20 protein-coding genes and 1 tRNA gene are annotated in these 15,925 nt (G+C 64.6%); 9 read left to right on the forward strand and 12 right to left on the reverse strand.

Annotated features, from left to right (window positions below; all coding sequences use genetic code 11):
• Position 1: 1 nt before the first annotated feature.
• Positions 2-766, reverse strand: a complete 765-nt coding sequence (otsB, locus tag A0U87_RS00090; protein ID WP_048939135.1) for a trehalose-phosphatase — start codon at positions 764-766, stop codon at positions 2-4.
• 61 nt (positions 767-827) lie between these two features.
• A complete protein-coding gene (locus A0U87_RS26080) occupies positions 828-998 on the reverse strand; it encodes a hypothetical protein (RefSeq protein ID WP_004207346.1) in 171 nt (56 codons plus the stop codon).
• A 131-nt stretch (positions 999-1,129) separates the two neighbouring features.
• Between A0U87_RS26080 and A0U87_RS00095 the strand changes: the two genes are divergently transcribed.
• The 5 genes from A0U87_RS00095 to A0U87_RS00115 all read left to right on the forward strand — a co-directional run bounded on the left by A0U87_RS00095 (position 1,130) and on the right by A0U87_RS00115 (position 6,832).
• Positions 1,130-2,050: a LysR substrate-binding domain-containing protein gene (locus A0U87_RS00095; protein WP_170978334.1), complete on the forward strand. Its 921-nt coding sequence runs from the start codon at positions 1,130-1,132 to the stop codon at positions 2,048-2,050.
• A gap of 47 nt (positions 2,051-2,097) precedes the next feature.
• Complete coding sequence (locus A0U87_RS00100; RefSeq protein WP_048939136.1) at positions 2,098-2,340, forward strand: type II toxin-antitoxin system CcdA family antitoxin; 243 nt, start codon at positions 2,098-2,100, stop codon at positions 2,338-2,340.
• On the forward strand, positions 2,340-2,636 hold the full coding sequence (locus A0U87_RS00105; protein WP_048939137.1) for a CcdB family protein: 297 nt from the start codon (positions 2,340-2,342) through the stop codon (positions 2,634-2,636). The genes A0U87_RS00100 and A0U87_RS00105 overlap by 1 nt, the downstream gene beginning before the upstream one ends.
• 45 nt (positions 2,637-2,681) lie before the next feature.
• A complete protein-coding gene (parC, locus tag A0U87_RS00110) occupies positions 2,682-5,009 on the forward strand; it encodes a DNA topoisomerase IV subunit A (RefSeq protein ID WP_137405160.1) in 2,328 nt (775 codons plus the stop codon).
• Positions 5,010-5,077: 68 nt separating this feature from the next.
• Positions 5,078-6,832, forward strand: coding sequence for an EAL domain-containing protein (locus A0U87_RS00115; RefSeq protein ID WP_137405161.1), 1,755 nt, complete (start codon positions 5,078-5,080; stop codon positions 6,830-6,832).
• Here the strand turns inward: A0U87_RS00115 and A0U87_RS00120 are convergent.
• The 4 genes from A0U87_RS00120 to A0U87_RS00135 are packed head-to-tail and all read right to left on the reverse strand — an operon-like array spanning position 6,796 to position 9,732.
• Entirely contained in the window at positions 6,796-8,007 is a 1,212-nt protein-coding gene (locus tag A0U87_RS00120; protein ID WP_122928070.1) for a CCA tRNA nucleotidyltransferase, read from the reverse strand. The two genes, A0U87_RS00115 and A0U87_RS00120, sit on opposite strands and share 37 nt — an antisense overlap.
• A complete protein-coding gene (locus tag A0U87_RS00125) occupies positions 7,988-8,599 on the reverse strand; it encodes a CoA pyrophosphatase (protein ID WP_048939141.1) in 612 nt (203 codons plus the stop codon). The genes A0U87_RS00120 and A0U87_RS00125 overlap by 20 nt, the downstream gene beginning before the upstream one ends.
• A complete protein-coding gene (locus A0U87_RS00130) occupies positions 8,596-9,162 on the reverse strand; it encodes a DUF1285 domain-containing protein (protein WP_048939142.1) in 567 nt (188 codons plus the stop codon). The genes A0U87_RS00125 and A0U87_RS00130 overlap by 4 nt, the downstream gene beginning before the upstream one ends.
• 51 nt (positions 9,163-9,213) lie before the next feature.
• Positions 9,214-9,732 (reverse strand): N-acetyltransferase, encoded by a 519-nt coding sequence (locus A0U87_RS00135; RefSeq protein WP_026108829.1) that lies wholly within the window; start codon positions 9,730-9,732, stop codon positions 9,214-9,216.
• Positions 9,733-9,857: 125 nt separating this feature from the next.
• Here A0U87_RS00135 and A0U87_RS00140 point away from each other — a divergent pair, with 125 nt between their 5' ends.
• Complete coding sequence (locus tag A0U87_RS00140) at positions 9,858-10,241, forward strand: dihydroneopterin aldolase (RefSeq protein WP_004207337.1); 384 nt, start codon at positions 9,858-9,860, stop codon at positions 10,239-10,241.
• Positions 10,242-10,301: 60 nt separating this feature from the next.
• Here the strand turns inward: A0U87_RS00140 and A0U87_RS00145 are convergent, their stop codons facing one another.
• Positions 10,302-11,249 (reverse strand): 2-oxoglutarate and iron-dependent oxygenase domain-containing protein, encoded by a 948-nt coding sequence (locus tag A0U87_RS00145; protein WP_004207336.1) that lies wholly within the window; start codon positions 11,247-11,249, stop codon positions 10,302-10,304.
• 99 nt (positions 11,250-11,348) lie between these two features.
• Between A0U87_RS00145 and A0U87_RS00150 the strand changes: the two genes are divergently transcribed.
• A complete protein-coding gene (locus A0U87_RS00150; protein ID WP_004207335.1) occupies positions 11,349-11,756 on the forward strand; it encodes an EVE domain-containing protein in 408 nt (135 codons plus the stop codon).
• 149 nt (positions 11,757-11,905) lie between these two features.
• A complete protein-coding gene (locus A0U87_RS00155) occupies positions 11,906-12,196 on the forward strand; it encodes a hypothetical protein (RefSeq protein ID WP_010337758.1) in 291 nt (96 codons plus the stop codon).
• A 77-nt stretch (positions 12,197-12,273) separates the two neighbouring features.
• On the opposite strand, the gene A0U87_RS00160 is transcribed toward A0U87_RS00155, so the two are convergent.
• Positions 12,274-12,576 carry a glycine zipper 2TM domain-containing protein gene (locus tag A0U87_RS00160; RefSeq protein ID WP_010337759.1) on the reverse strand — a complete coding sequence of 101 codons (303 nt, stop codon included), beginning with the start codon at positions 12,574-12,576 and terminating at the stop codon, positions 12,274-12,276.
• 121 nt (positions 12,577-12,697) lie between these two features.
• Between A0U87_RS00160 and A0U87_RS00165 the strand changes: the two genes are divergently transcribed.
• On the forward strand, positions 12,698-13,135 hold the full coding sequence (locus A0U87_RS00165; protein WP_048939144.1) for a cupin domain-containing protein: 438 nt from the start codon (positions 12,698-12,700) through the stop codon (positions 13,133-13,135).
• A gap of 173 nt (positions 13,136-13,308) precedes the next feature.
• Here A0U87_RS00165 and A0U87_RS00170 read toward each other — a convergent pair whose 3' ends face one another.
• The 4 genes from A0U87_RS00170 to A0U87_RS00185 all read right to left on the reverse strand — a co-directional run bounded on the left by A0U87_RS00170 (position 13,309) and on the right by A0U87_RS00185 (position 15,919).
• Positions 13,309-13,614 (reverse strand): hypothetical protein, encoded by a 306-nt coding sequence (locus A0U87_RS00170; RefSeq protein WP_137405162.1) that lies wholly within the window; start codon positions 13,612-13,614, stop codon positions 13,309-13,311.
• 37 nt (positions 13,615-13,651) lie between these two features.
• A tRNA-Thr gene (locus tag A0U87_RS00175) sits at positions 13,652-13,723 on the reverse strand.
• 28 nt (positions 13,724-13,751) lie between these two features.
• On the reverse strand, positions 13,752-14,609 hold the full coding sequence (locus A0U87_RS00180; RefSeq protein WP_048937193.1) for a hypothetical protein: 858 nt from the start codon (positions 14,607-14,609) through the stop codon (positions 13,752-13,754).
• Positions 14,606-15,919, reverse strand: a complete 1,314-nt coding sequence (locus A0U87_RS00185) for a replication-associated recombination protein A (protein WP_048937192.1) — start codon at positions 15,917-15,919, stop codon at positions 14,606-14,608. Before A0U87_RS00185 ends, A0U87_RS00180 begins: the two co-directional genes overlap by 4 nt.
• Positions 15,920-15,925: the final 6 nt, after the last annotated feature.

Below are 15,925 nucleotides of genomic sequence, written 5' to 3' on the forward strand. Positions count from 1 at the left end.
GTCAGATGATCGCGGCGACCCCCTGCGCCAGATAATGCCTGACGGCGGCAACCTGTTCCAAGCCGAAGGCCGCGTGCGTGTGCCGCGCGGGCCCGACCAATATGCCATGGCCGCCCAATTGCGCGGCGGCGGCGAAACCTTCCTCGTCCGTGACATCGTCGCCGATGAAGATCGGCGTGCCGCCAGCCATCGGCGCCTGCTGCATCAGGCGGGTGAGCGCGCTGCCCTTGTCGGCGCCGCCGGGGCGCAGTTCGAACAGCATCTTGCCGGCCTGCACGGCCAGGCTATGTTCCTCTGCAAGCTGATGGGCAAGCAGGCCGGCGGCCTCGCCACAATCGGGCGCGCCGCGGAAATGGAGGCCGACGCTGATCGACTTGCGTTCGACCAGCACGCCGGGACGGGTGTCGGCAAAGATATGGAAGGCCCGTTCGACCGCGTCTATGGCGGGCAGGCGGGGCGGCGCATCCGGCGCTGCGCCGGGCGCGGCAAATTCAAGGCCGTGGGTGCCGGCGAGCAGGAAATCCTGAAAGCCGAAATCGCGCAGCGTGGCGATCGACCGGCCGCTGACGATGGCGAGGCGCCCGTCCAGCTTGCGTCGTAGCGCCGCCAGCAGGGCGAGCAGATCGTCATCGACATGCACCCCGTCGGGCGTGTCCGCAATCGGCGCCAATGTCCCGTCGAAATCGAGGAACAGGGCGGCGCCGGTCAGCAGCGCGGGCGGGGGAGCGGGAAGATCGGGCAGAGGGGGAAGAGCGGTTTCGGGCACGGCCTAAAGGTGGCGCCTGTACCGGAAACCGCAACCCCTGTTTTGCCCCTTGCCGGGATTTTCACGATTGGCAGGGACGCTTGCATTGGCGTTCATCGGCCCAGGGCGCGCTCCATTCGATGCGGTGAAGCACCCGAAATGCCTGCATCACGCGATGCAGGAAATGGTCGGCACTTTTGCTGATTTCTTCATGGCTGTCGTTCCACAGCCGGGCGTCATATTGATCGCGCATCACTGTTCCTTCCGTCCATGATCATCGCCGGGCGCGGAGGGCCGCCGGCACCGCTGTCTCTGCCCGAACGGCACCCTTGGCGCCAACAAAAGCATGGACAGTATAGATAAGCCTGGCTTATCGAATGGCGCATGCCTCCGCTGCCGCCCCTGTCCGCCATTCGTGTGTTCGAGGCCGCCGCGCGGCTGGAGAATTTCACGGCCGCCGCGCAGGAACTGGGGATGACCCAGGCGGCGGTCAGCTATCAGGTGAAATTGTTGGAGGAGCGGCTGGGCATCAGCCTGTTTCAACGGACCGGGCGCAAGGTGGCGCTGACCGAGAAGGGCCGCGAGATCGCGCCGATCCTGACCCGCGCCTTCGACCAGATGCGGCAGGGCTTTGCCGCACTGACCCAGGATCATTCGGCGGTGCTGAGCATAAGCTGCACCAACAGTTTCGCGCATCTCTGGCTGGCGCCGCGCATCGGCGCCTTCCAGATGCGCCATCCGAACCTCGCCGTGCGGATCATGGCCGATGACGCGGTGGTCGACCTGGCGCGCGACGGCATCGATCTGGCGGTGCGCGGCGGCAAGGGAGAATGGCCGGGGCTGGAGGCGAAGCTGCTGACCCATAACCGGCTGGTGCCGATGTGCAGCCCGGCCTGGCGCGACCGGCACGGGCCGATCGCCGATGCGCAGGCGCTCCATGCCCTGCCGCGCCTGTCGCCCGACGACATGTGGTGGCATGAATGGTTCGCGGCGATGGGCGTGGAGGCCGACCCGGCCGATGGCCCGCCCGGCATCGCGCTCGACAGCCAGGTGATGGAGGGGCGCGCCGCGATCGCCGGGCAGGGGATCGCCATCCTCAACCATTTCCTCTGGAAGGCGGAGGTGGAAGCGGGGCAACTGGTGGAGGCGGTGCCCTCCTATGTCCGCGAAATCGCCAGCTACTGGCTGGTCTATCCGCCCCACGCCCGCAACACGCCCAAGATCAAGGCTTTCCGCGACTGGATCAGCGCGGAGTTTGCAAGCGCCATCGCCGCCGATCCGGACGCGCGTTTCTTGCCGCGTTGAGCGTTCATGCGTATATCTATGCGCATGCTATGTACAGGAGTGCCGGTATGACCAAGCAGGAGCGGATCGGAGCGCGCAAGGCGACCAACCTGTCGCTCGACAGTGCCTTGGTGGAGGAAGCCAAGGCTCTTGGCATCAACCTGTCGCGTGCTTGCGAAGATGCCTTGCGCCAGGAGATCGCGGCAGAACGTGGTCGGCTATGGCAGGCGGAGAATGCCGAGGGGATCGCGGCGTCGAACGCCTATGTCGAGAAATACGGACTGCCGCTCGAAAAATATCGGTTGTTCTGATGGCGCGCTTTCACGCGCACCGATTGCCCGACGGCGCCTATGTGCTGGACTGTCAGGCAGAATTATTATCGCATCTTACCACCCGTTTCGTCGTGCCGCTGGTGCCGATCGCGCAGGTCGGGACGCCGATGGCGCGGCTCAATCCGCGCTTCGATGTCGAGGGGCAGGAATTGGTGATGATGACGCAATTTTCCGCAGCGGTGTCGGCGCGTTTCATCGGCAAGCCGCTATTGTCGCTGGAGCAGCATCATTATGTCATCACCACCGCGCTGGACATGCTCGTAAGCGGCTATTGAGCAAATCCGTTTCCGTTTTGCCCCCATCCTGCTAAGCCACTCCCGATGACCGATTTTCGCGACCCGTTCGACGCTATCAAGGACCATCCTTTCGACGCGGCGCTCTCGCAGCGCTATCTGGTCTATGCGCTCTCCACCATCACCGCGCGTTCGCTGCCGGACCTGCGCGACGGGCTGAAGCCGGTGCATCGGCGCCTTCTCTGGGCGATGCGGCTGCTGCGGATGGAGCCGGGTGGCGCGAACCCGGACGTGCTGGTCGCCAATCCGGCGCGCAACACCACCAGCTACAAGAAATGCGCCCGCGTCGTCGGCGACGTGATCGGTAAATATCACCCGCATGGCGACGCCTCGGTCTATGACGCGATGGTCCGCCTGGCGCAGGATTTCTCGCTGCGCACGCCGCTGGTCGATGGCCAGGGCAATTTCGGCAATATCGACGGCGATAATGCCGCGGCCATGCGCTATACCGAGGCGCGACTGACCCAGGCGGCTGCCGACCTGATGGCGGGCCTTGACGAAGGCACGGTCGATTTTCGTCCGACCTATAATGGCGAGGATGAGGAGCCGGAGGTATTCCCCGGCCTCTTCCCCAATCTGCTGGCCAATGGCGCCAGCGGCATCGCGGTCGGCATGGCGACCAGCATCCCGCCGCACAATGTCGGCGAACTGCTGGATGCCGCCACCCTGCTGATCGACAGCCCGGAGGCGGACGACGCCGCGCTGATGGAGATCGTCAAGGGGCCGGACTTCCCGACCGGCGGCGTGCTGGTCGATAATCGGGCGATCATTTCCGAAGCCTATCGCACCGGGCGCGGCTCCTTCCGCACCCGTGCCCGCTTCTCCACCGGCCGCAACGAGGATGGCAGCTGGGAAGCGGAGGGGATCGAGAAGCTGGCCGGCGGCACCTGGCAGCTGGTGATTTCCGAAATCCCCTATCAGGTGCAGAAGTCGAAGCTGATCGAGCAGATTGCGGCGCTGATCAACGACAAGAAGCTGCCGATCCTGGAGGATGTGCGCGACGAGAGCGACGAGGCGATCCGCATCGTCATCGTCCCCAAGAGCCGCAACGTCCCGGTCGATATACTCAAGGACAGCCTGTTCCGGCTGACCGACCTGGAAAATCGTTTTCCGCTCAACCTCAACGTGCTCGACGCCAGCCATACGCCGCGCGTGCTGGGGCTGCGCGCGGTGCTGGTCGAATGGCTCAAGCACCAGATCGAGGTGCTGGTCCGCCGGGCGCAACACCGGCTGGAGAAGATCGCCGCGCGGCTGGAACTGCTCGACGGCTATATCATCGCCTATCTCAACCTCGACCGGGTGATCGAGATCATCCGCACCGAAGATGAGCCCAAGCAGGTGATGATGGACGAATTCAGCCTGACCGACCGTCAGGCCGAGGCGATCCTCAACATGCGGCTGCGCAGCTTGCGCAAGCTGGAGGAAATGGAGCTGCGCCGCGAACATGCCGAGCTGGTCAAGGAACAGGCGGAGCTGGAAAAGCTAATCGAAAGCCCGGCCAAGCAGCGTACCCGCCTGAAGCGCGACATTGCCGACCTGCGCAAGCGCTATGGCCCCGATACGGTGATCGGCCGGCGCCGCACGCTGGTCGAGGAAGCCGGGCCGGCGCGCGAGATCCCGCTGGAGGCGATGATCGAGCGCGAGCCGGTGACGGTGATCCTGTCCGAACGCGGCTGGATTCGCGCGATGAGCGGGCATCGCGACCTGGCCGCGGCCGATACGCTGAAGTTCAAGGAAGGCGACGGGCCGCAATTCGCCTTCCACGCCTATACCACCGACAAGCTGCTGATGGCGACGTCGAGCGGGCGCATCTATACGCTGGGGGCGGACAAGCTGCCGGGCGGGCGCGGCTTTGGCGATCCGGTGCGGATGATGGTCGACATGGACGATCAGGGCGGCATCGTCGCGCTGATGCCGGCCAGGACGGGTGGGCAGTTGCTGCTGGCCTCCTCCGACGGGCGCGGCTTCCTGGCTGATGTGGCGGATATCCTGGCGGAGACGCGCAAGGGCAAGCAGGTGGTCAATGTCCGCACGGGCGCGAAGCTTGCTGTGGTGCATGCGGTCGATCCGGAGGCGGACAGCATCGCCGTCATCGGCGAGAACCGGAAACTGCTGGTTTATTCCATCATCGAAATGCCCAAGATGGCGCGCGGGCAGGGTGTGCAGATGCAGCGCTATCGCGACGGGGGGCTGTCCGACGCGATCGCCTTCCGCCTGAGCGACGGGATCAGCTGGGCTATGGGCGGCGAGACCGGCCGGACCCGGACCGAGGCCGACATGACGCCATGGCGGGTAGCCCGCGGTGCCGCCGGTCGCATGCCACCGACAGGCTTCCCGCGCGACAACAAGTTCTGACGCAAATTCAGCACCATCGGCAGATGTTCGTTTCCCGAATATTTACCCTTGGCGGATAAGGCAGAGGCATGAAAGCCATGTCGGTGCGTAGCTGGCCCCCTGAACAGACCAGTGGCCTCCCCTTGCCCGGGGATGATGACACGCATCTGCCGCACATGATCGGAGCGAGCGAATGGCTCACCGCCCTGTCGCAGGCTGCGGCAATTTTATCATGTGAAAACAATGCAATAAACATTGTCGAAGCGAATGAGCCGTTCCTCAAGGCGTTCCGGGAACATCGCGAACGGACGGCCGCAACGGCCCAGGCATCGGCCGAATGGCGCGCGCGAGTCACCGGTTTTGCCAAGTCGGATCGCGATTCGGAAAGTTTCGAAATCCGCCGCGACGGCAAGCTTGGCCCTGAATATTTTCTCTGCACGCTCGGACGGCTGCGGGCCACCGGCGCGCGCGCCGAACAATTTCTCTTCATCGCGATCGATCGCACCAGCGAGCGGACGATGGAGAAGAATTTGCGGCGCGAGCTGCTTTCCGACGGCCTGACCGCGCTGCCCAACCGCACCGGCTTTGGTGAGGAAATCGATGATCGGCTGGCCAATGGCAGTTGGCCGGACAATGCCCAGTTCGGCATCATCGCGATCGACCTTAGCCGGTTCAGCCGGGTGAACGAATCGCTTGGCCCGATGGCCGGTGATGAACTGCTGATCACGGTCGCCAAGCGGCTCAAATCCTGTCTGCGTCAGGGCGATGTGCTGGCCCGCATCGGCGGCAATGACTTTGCCATTTTTGCACGCTTGAACAATGGCTTGTCTGACTCTCTTCAGATCGTTCAGAGGATCAGGGAGGCGCTGAGTTCGCCGATCCGCCTGTCTGACCTGCAGATCCGCGTCGATTGCGCGATCGGCTGCGCCCTGTCGACGCATCTGGAGGATGATCCGGACGATGTCGTCCGCAAGGCGCAGGCGGCGGTCAAGATCGCCAAGCGCACCGGCAAGGTCGAGATTTACCGCAATGGCGTACTCAAGGAAGCGCAGCGCCGCTTCTCGATCGAGAGCCGGCTGCGCGATGCGCTCGCCCATGGCGGGTTGACCCTGGCCTATCAGCCGCTGATCCATCTCCAGACCGGCGAAATTACCGGTTTCGAGGCGCTGGCGCGTTGGGATGACCCGGAACTGGGCCATGTCTCGCCGGTGGAGTTCGTGCCGGTCGCGGAAGAGAGCGGTCTCATCACCCCGCTCGGTCGCTGGGCCGCCTATGAAGCCGCGCAGGCGCTGAGCCGCTGGGACGCGAAATTCGGCCAGGCCCTGCCGGTCGGCGTCAACGTCAACCTGTCGCCGATCCAGATGGCGCGCGACGATGTCGCATCGATGTTCGAGGAAGCGCTGCGCTATTCGGGCATTGGCGGCCATCGCCTGACCGCCGAACTGACCGAAAGCGCGATCATCGCCGATCCGGACAAGGCGCGCAAATTGCTGTTCGCGCTCAAGGATTTGCAGATGCCGATCGCGATGGACGATTTCGGCACCGGCTTCTCTAACCTGGCGAGCCTGCACAGCCTGCCGATCGACATCCTAAAAATCGATCGAAGTTTCGTGTCCAACATGCTGGAAGATCACGATAAAGCCGTGATCGTCCGTACCATATTGTCACTGGCGGAATCGCTCAACCTGCGGGTTACGGCCGAGGGTATCGAAACCCAGGAACTGGCCGACATGCTGCAGAAGATGGGCTGCTGGCAGGGGCAGGGCTATTATTTTGCCCGCCCGATGAGCGAAGCCGATGCCTTCGACTATTGGCGCGTGCGCTGGAATTTCGAAACGATCTGATCGGCGATTTCGCCGACCCGGTCGGCGTCGGGGAAATCCTCCGCCACCCATGATTTCTGCACTTCCTGCAAGGCACGGGCGACGTCCGGGCCGGGCTGAAGGCCGCGCGCGATCAGCGCGCCGCCGCCGATCGGCAGGCTGGGCGGGGTCCAGCCGTCGAGCGGGGCCAGGGCCGACAAGGGGGCGGCAGGATCGAGCAGGATGCGGTCGATCGCGCCTTCCACGCCGACCCGGTGCGCCAGCGCGCGCGGCCCTTCGGGTGCGGAGGCGGTTTCGAGCGCGGTGATCAGCCGCTTGCGCGCCTTGTTGGAGAGTTTGAGCCGCGCGCCAATCTGGTCCGCCAGCGCCGCGTCGGTCGGCACCAGCGCGGCCAATCGGCGCAGCGCCGATGGTGCCATGCTCGCCTCATTCTCCCGCGCAATCAGCTTAGCCAGCCGGTCGATGCCTTCGTGCGTGATTTCGGGCAGCACCGGCAGCCAGATCCCGCCGTCCACCATCAGGCGCAGCGCCGGCACAGGATCGCGCACCACCAGCAATTTGAGCAGTTCGTCGGCGATCCGCTCGCGTGACAGCGCCATCAGGCTGTTGGCCGCGGCGACGCAGGCATCATAGGCCGACGCGTCAACTTCGTTGTCACCATAGCGGGCCAGGAAACGGAAATAGCGCAGGATGCGCAGATGATCCTCGGCGATCCGCGCGCTGGCATCGCCGATGAAGCGCAGGTGTCGGGCGTCGAGATCGGCCACGCCGCCGAAATAGTCGCTGATCGCGCCGGTCAGGGGATCGGCATAGAGGGCGTTGAAGGTGAAATCGCGCCGGGCGGCATCCTGCTGCCAGTCGTCGGTATAGGCGATGGTGGCGCGGCGGCCATCGGTGCTGACGTCGCGGCGCAGCGTGGTGATCTCGACCGGCCCGTCGGGCAGCACGGCGGTGATCGTGCCATGCTCGATCCCGGTCGGCACCGCCTTGATCCCGGCCGCCTTCAGCCGATCGACCACATCCTGCGGCATCAGGCTGGTGGCGATGTCGAGATCATTGACCGGCAGGCCAAGCAGCCCGTCGCGCACCGCGCCGCCGACATAGCGGGCACGGCCCCGGTTGGCATCGAGTGCGGCGAGAAGGCCGGAAAGGCCGGAGCGGTGGCGCCACGGGGCGTCAGGAAGAATGCGGGTCATGGCCGAGCCTGCGGGAAAGATTGGCGAGGATGGCAGCGGTCACGCCCCAGATGCGGCGGCCCTGCCAGTCGATTTCATAATATTGCCGCTCGATGCCTTCGAACATCAGGCTGCGGCGCACTCGATTGGCCGGATCGAGCGCATAGTCAAGCGGCAGTTCGAACCAGTCGGCCACTTCGCCCGGTTGGGCGCGCAGCGGCAGATCGGGCGGTATGACGCCCAGCACCGGCACGATGTCGAAGCCGGTGAAGGTATGATAGCGGTCCGACGTGCCGATGATGTCGACCCGGTCGGAGGGGAGGGCGATTTCCTCGCGGGCCTCGCGCAGCGCGCCGGCAATCTCGTCGACATCGTCGGGGTCGACCCGGCCGCCGGGAAAGGCGACTTGCCCGGCATGCTTGCGCAGCTTTTCGGAGCGCTGGGTCAGGATCAGGCCGGGATTGGCCCGATCGGTGATCGCGACCAGCACGGCGGCCGGCGCCAGTGCCATGTCGCCGACGATGCGCGGATCGCGGGTTTCGGACGGCAGCAACTGGATGTCGCGGCTATGCCCGTCGATCAGTGCGGCGCGCAGCCGCTGGGCCAGCGTCATGCCGCGCCGTCCAACGGAAAGAAGCGGCCTTCGCTCCACAGGCCGACACGCTCGCCTTCTTCATCCAGGGCCAGGTTCATCAGTTCATAATAGACGCTGCGCACGATCAGCGCGTCGAGCCCGGCACGGACGTGGAGATAGGGATGGGGACCATCATCCTTCTCGCGCAGGGTCAGCGCGTGGTCGGGGCCGACCGGCACCAGTTCGCCGGTGTTGAGCCGGAAGGCGAGCTTGCGGCTGGCGCCTTCGCCCTCGCTCTTGAGTTCGACCGCAACGAAGGGGGCATCCTCGACCGCGATGCTCAGCTTCTCGACCGGGGTGACGAGCACATAGGAGCCGTCGCCCTCACGCCGCAATATGGTGGAAAACAGCCGCACCATCGTTTCGCGCCCGATCGGCGATCCCTGATGGAACCAGGTGCCGTCGCGCGCGATCCGCATCTCGCTGTCGCCGCAATGGTCGGGATTCCATTTCTCGACCGGCGGCAGGCGCTTTTCGGCGGCTAGGCGGGCAATGTCGGCGAGCGACAGGTCGGCGAGGTCGGGCAGGGGCTCCATCGGCATGGAAAGCAGATAGGAGCGGCCGGCTCGCTTGGCAAAGGTCTTTCGGTCGGGTCAGGCGGTAACGGTGATTCGCGGCGACAGCATGCCGGTTCCGCCGACCGGGCGCCCATCGACCGACAAGGCGAGCAGGCGCCGGGGCTCGAACGGGCCGGGGCAATCCCAGCCGGCGGTGCCGTCGGCGGTGAAGCCCCAGAAGCGGCCATAATATTCCGGATCGCCGATCATCATCAGCGGTTCGCAGGCCTGTGCGCGGGCCGCGGCGACCACTGCATCCATCATCGCGCGACCATGGCCGCCCTTCTGATGCGCCGGCGCAACCGCGACCGGGCCGACCATGATCAGTGGCAATTGGCTGCCATCTTCGTGGGTTAGCGCCACCGGCCAGCTTTGCAGCGATCCGATCAACTCGCCCTTTTCGTCCAGCACCGCAAAGGACAGGGCGGGCAGCCAGGGCATGCCATCGCGGATCAGATAGGCGGTGCGGCCGTGCCGGTCAGGGCCGAAGGCGGCGTCCAGCAGGCCCTCGATCGCGTCGGCGGGCTGGCTGTCGAGGGGAAGAATTGCTGACATGTCTTGCCGATCCGCCATCAATGGCGCATGGACCGCGCCGGAAGCGGCGGGCCTATAGCGTCCATGCCGCAAAAGGAAAGATCAAACTGGACCCGCGCCCTTCGCGCGACCGGACATGGCGAGCTATGGACAGCATTTTTGACGATTATCTGACGCTGGAGGTCAACAACCTGCACGTCGACGTATTGACCGGCATCTATTCGGAAGAGACGCATCTGCCCCAGCCGCTGCGCATCTCGATCCGGGCCAAGCTGCGGATTGCGGACCATTATGATCCCGATACGCCGCTCAGCGAGTCGAAAAACTACATGGACCTCAAGCATGCCGCGTCGACCGCGCTGCCCGAGGGGCTGCACTTCACCCTGATCGAGGGCGTGGCCGACCATATCATCGAGACCATCTTCCTGCAGGACGACAAGGTCCGCCATGTCGAGGTGAAGATCGTCAAGCTGGCGCTGAGCGAGCGGGGCGAGGAAATCGGCATCACCCTGGGCCGCGGCCGGAAATAAGCGCTGCTAGCGCTGAGAATGAGAGGCCCGCCGCTGCCGGACGCAGCGGCGGGCCTTTTCTTACGCTTTCTTGATGAGGCCGATCTCGATCAGCCGCTCGGTCAGATAGTCATGCGCACTGATCGGCTCCTCGCGGCGCGGATTGTCCGGCGTCACGCATTGCGGCAGCGCATCGATCATGAAGTCCGGGCGCAGATGCAGGAAGAAGGGCATGGAATAGCGCGAATGGCCGCGGCGTTCGGGCGGCGGATTGACGACGCGGTGGCTGGTCGAGGGTAGCACATGGTTGGTCAGCCGCTGCAGCATGTCGCCGACATTGATGGCGAGCGCGCCCGGCGGCGGCACGACCGGTAGCCAGTTGCCGTCGCGATCCTTCAGTTCCAGCCCGCCTTCCTCGGCGCCCAGCAACAGAGTGATGAGGTTGATATCCTCATGCGCGCCGGCGCGGATGCCCGGTGCCTCGGGCGACACCGGCGGATAATGGAGCAGGCGCAGGATCGAGTTGCCGTCCTTGATCGGGCCGTCGAACCAGCGTTCGGGCAGGCCCAGATAGAGGGCGATCGCCGACAGCAGTTCCGCGCCGACCCGGTCGAACTCGGCATAGAGCGGCGCGAACACGTCGCGGAACGCCGGCATCTCGGTCGGCCAGACATTGGGCGGCATGGTTTCGGCAAGCGGATCGCCGGGCGCCAGGTCGCGGCCGACATGCCAGAATTCCTTGAGGTCATTCTCGCTCGCGCCCTTGGCAATCTCCACGCCGAAAGCGGTGTAGCCACGCTGCCCGCCATTGAACTTGGCATCATAGGCGCGCTTCATTTCGACCGGCTGGGCGAAGAATTCGCGTGCCAGCGCCCATCCCTTGTCGACCAGCGCCTGGTCCATGCCATGGTCCTTGACCATGGCGAAGCCGAAGCGTTGGAAGGAACCACCGAAGGCGGCGGCGAAATCGCCCTTACTCATCTCTGCCATGGACAGGACGGGCACCTGGTCCAGCACGGATTGCGACACGTATATTCTCCAGATCGATTTGGCTTGCGGATGATATAGCGATCAGCCGCGCTGGTTCCCATCCTTGATCGTCCTTGGCGCCTGATGCAAGGATGCGGCATGAACTACTGGCTGATGAAATCGGAACCCGACGTCTTTTCCTATGCCGACCTGGTCAAGAAGGGGAAGGCGGAATGGGACGGGGTGCGCAACCATGCCGCCCAGTTGCACATGAAGGCGATGCGCAAGGGCGACCTGGCCTTCTTCTATCACAGCAATATCGGCGTCGAGGCGGTCGGCATCATGGAGATTGTCGAGGAAGCGGCGCCGGATAGCACCGACGAGACCGGCAAGTGGATCGCGGTACATGTTGCGCCGCACAAGAAACTGGATCGCCCGGTGACACTGAAGACGATGAAGGCGGACCCGGCATTGGCCGACATGGTGATGTTACGGCAATCGCGCCTGTCCGTCGCGCCGCTGACGCCGCAGCAGTTCGAGCATATCGTCGCCTTGTCAAAGGCTTAGAAAAACGAGACTGCCTCGATTGCGTTCCGCGCAACTGGAACGCCGTTTTTTGCGATTGTATGAGTTTTTGCGCTGCAACATATGGGTGGCAACAGAACAGAATGTCCAAGAGGTGTTTGAGGGCATTCACAAGGAGCACACCCATGCGAATGCTGTCCAAGTTTGTTGTCGCCGGCGCCCTGAGCGCTATCGTTGCCGTCGCTGCCCCCGCCAATGCGCAGGACGCCGCCAAGCAGCGCTTCACCCACGAAGGCTACACCTACGTCTATGACGTCAAGGATACCAAGACCGGCAAGGTGATCTCGGGCCGTCGTTACCCCGACGCCGTTGCCTTCAACCTGCAGGTCAAGGGTGACAAGGTTTCGGGCGTCTCGGGCGGTCAGACCGTGTCGTTCAAGGTCGATGACGCGCGCGGCGCGGCTTCGGGCGCGACCAACTAAGCCATTTGGCTTCGGCCATCAAAAAGGGCGGCTTCCCGATGGGAAGCCGCCCTTTTTCGTTGTCCTTGACGACGGGATCAGCGGCAGCGGCGCTTGCTGTCGATTTCCTTGCCGAGCAGCGCGCCGCCGGCGGCGCCCAGGATCGTGCCGGTCGCACGGTCGCCACGGGTATCGATCGCGCGGCCAACCAGGGCGCCGCCGACGCCGCCGACGATCAGGCCGGTCGTGCCATTGGACTTGCGGCAATAGGTGCGGCCATCGCGACCGCGCCATTCCTTGTAGCGATAATGTTTGCGGGCCTGTGCGCCGTCCGTGGGAACGGCCATCGACACGGGAATGGCCAGCGACAGGGCGGCCATGGCCATCAGGGCGTTACGCATAATATCTCCTCCGAATTGCGTTGTCAGCCGATTGAACCCCTGCCTATTGACCTAGGTTGCATGAACCTCTGACAACGGCATAAGTTTTTGTTTCAGTGGAAATTAAATTTGAGGTGAAGCGATGAACGCAGGCGACGGGCAGGATGCTGCCACACTGATCCGGGCGCTCGACCTCGCCCCGCATCCCGAAGGCGGCTGGTATCGCGAAACCTGGCGGGCCCAGGCGGCTGCGGGCCAGAGAGCGGCGGGCACCGCGATCATGTTCCTGCTGGAGGCGCATCAGCGATCGCACTGGCATCGGGTCGATGCCGACGAGATGTGGTTCTGGCATGCGGGGGCACCGATCATCCTGGGCATTGCTCCGCCGCAGGGGCCGGCGGTCGATCATCACCTCGGCCCGGATATCGCCGCGGGACAGATGCCGCAACGCCTGGTCCCGGCGCATCATTGGCAGGCGGCGCGGCCGGTCGGCGGATGGGCGCTCGTCAGTTGCACGGTCACGCCGGGCTTCGACTTTGCGGGCTTCACGCTCGCGCCGCCCAATTGGGCGCCCGCCTGAAGCGCGCGGATTTCCGCCGATTTTCAGACTTATCCAAAGTTATCCACAGATTTGTGGCGCGGCCTGTCTTCAAACTGTCTGAATCCGCTTTGTGCGACTCGCGGATCGTGACAGCATCCTCGTATCGGGACAGTCGGCTAGGAGCGATCCAAAGCCGGAAAATCCAAGAGAAATCAAGGATTTTTTGCCCTGATGGTCCGTTGGAAGCTGCCATGCGCGAGGATGGCAGGGACGATCGGATCCAAGCCTTTCAGGATGATGCCTGGTACGCGCGAAAGTGAACGTCGGGCTTCGGATGAAAGGTCAGCAAGGGTGAACAGACCTTCGGGCTCGTTCTCCCGCGCGAAGATGTGGCAACACATCACATCGCCGGACCGGAAGGCGCAGCCTGCAAGGGCATGTGGCCGAAAGGAATCGACGTTAGTGGGGGCCGGCAGCAATGTCGGCCCCCATTTTGTTTCCGGGATGCCGAGTGCCATCCAGTGCGCATGAACGCACTGTTCAAGAGTCCGTCGGTGCCGGCTGAGGGGATCGAACCCCCGACCTTCGGTTTACAAAACCGCTGCACTACCGCTGTGCTAAGCCGGCGCACCCGACGGGTCGGACGCCCTTACTATCAGACGACGCCGAACGTCCAGCCCTCTGTGCGCGCAATTTCGTCGGTCAGGGGCAAAGGTGTCCAAAGTACTGGATTTTTGGCCCTTTTGCGCATCCAGGCGGCGGTCAGCAAGGCATCGGCCTGATGGTCGGCGGCGATCGGACCGGCGTAAGGGGCGGTTGCAAACATGGTCAGCGCGTTATTGAGGGCGGCGAGATCGCGCATCTTGGTCCGGCCCTTGGGCCGCCCGGCGGCGCGTGCAGCGATGCTGGTATAGATTTCGACGACCAGCGATCCGGTGGCGGGCAGCGGATCGAACGGCCAGACCGGCACATGCGGGCGGATATGGTGGAGCAGGCGCATGCCGGCAAAGCTGGCCTTGGCCACCTGCGCCGCGCCGATCGCGTCATAGATGGTCGAGGGCTTGCCGCCGCCCCCGGCATTATAATGGGCTTCGCAGGCGCGGTTGTGCAAAAAGTCGGCCTTCACGCCATCGGCCTTGCCGAAATAGAAATGGCGGCGATGGGTGGTTTCCAGCAGGCTGGCAGCACCCAGATCGGGATCGTCGCAGACCGCATCGACATAGGCCCAGAAAGCGGGCCCGTTCGTGGGCGTCGGGTCACCGGGCAGATAGGCGCCGCGTGCGACGAAGGGTGGGGCGAAGCTGAAGTCGAAGCCGAACAGGGTCGGTGCCTCGCGCGCTGTTGCGATCAGCCAGTCGGCGACCGCCTGACGCGACCAGATGCCGCCGGGCGCCTCGACCAGCTCCGGCGCATCCTGACCGATGCCGCAGATGGCGACCGCTATCCCCTTGTGCCGCGCGCCCTTGGCGCCCGACCAGTCGATCGCGGCGAAGCGCGCGAACCGGGGCGTCACGCCGCGCCGCGCTCGGCGCGCAGCTTGTTCCAATAGGCAATGCGCTCGGCGATCCGCGCTTCGAATCCTCGCTCCGTCGGCGTGTAGAAGGTCTGCGGACTCATCTCCTCCGGCCAGTAATTGGCGCCGGAAAAACCGCCCTCGGCATCATGGTCATATTGGTAATTCTTGCCATAGCCGACCTGCTTCATCAGCTTGGTCGGGGCATTGACGATGTTCATCGGTGGCATCAGGGACCCGGTTTCGCGCGCGGTGCGGAAGGCCGTCTTCATCGCCATATAGCCGGCGTTCGATTTGGGCGCGGTGGCGCAATAGATGCAGGCCTGAACGATCGCCAGTTCGCCTTCGGGCGAACCGAGAAATTCATAGGCGTCCTTGGCGGCGAGGCACTGCACCACTGCCTGCGGGTCGGCCAGGCCGATATCTTCGGTGGCGAAGCGGACGAGCCGGCGCAGCACATAGAGCGGTTCCTCGCCCGCGGTCAGCATGCGGGCGAGATAATAGAGCGCCGCCTGCGGATCGGAGCCGCGCAGCGATTTGTGAAGCGCGGAGATGAGGTTGTAATGGCCCTCGCGATCCTTGTCATAGACTGCGACGCGGCGGTGGAGCAGGGCGGAGAGGCCGGCCGGGTCGAGCGGCGCGGGAATGTCGATCGAATAGAGCGTTTCGACCTGATTGAGAAGGAAGCGGCCGTCGCCGTCCGCGCTGGCCAGCAGCGCTTCACGCGCGGCCATATCCAACGGCAACGGGCGGTCCATCAGCGCTTCGGCCCGGTCCAGCAATTGTTCGAGCGCCGCGGCGTCGAGCCGGCGCAGGATCAGCACCTGCGCGCGGGACAGGAGCGCGGCGTTCAGTTCGAAGCTGGGATTTTCGGTCGTGGCGCCGACCAGCGTGACCGTGCCATCCTCGACGAAAGGCAGGAAGCTGTCCTGCTGGGCGCGGTTGAAGCGGTGGATCTCGTCCACGAAGAGCAGGGTCTTTTCGCCACGCCGGCCATGGTCCTTTGCGGCGGCAAACACCTTCTTGAGGTCGGCGACACCGGAAAAGACGGCCGAGATAGGCTCGAACCGCATGCCGACGGCGTCGGCGAGCAGCCGCGATATGGTGGTCTTGCCGGTGCCGGGCGGACCCCAGAAGAGGATAGATGACAGGCGGCCGGCCGCCACCATCCGGCCGATCGCGCCGTCGGGGCCGGTCAAATGCTCCTGGCCGACCACATCGGCCAGCACGGCCGGACGCAACCGATCGGCCAGCGGGGCATGGTCGATGCCGGCGGGAAGGACATCGTCGGAAGAGAAAAGATCAGCCATCGTCCC

It is taken from the genome of Sphingobium sp. MP9-4 (assembly GCF_005281675.1).
In the GTDB taxonomy this organism is placed as follows: Bacteria; Pseudomonadota; Alphaproteobacteria; order Sphingomonadales; family Sphingomonadaceae; genus Sphingobium; species Sphingobium yanoikuyae.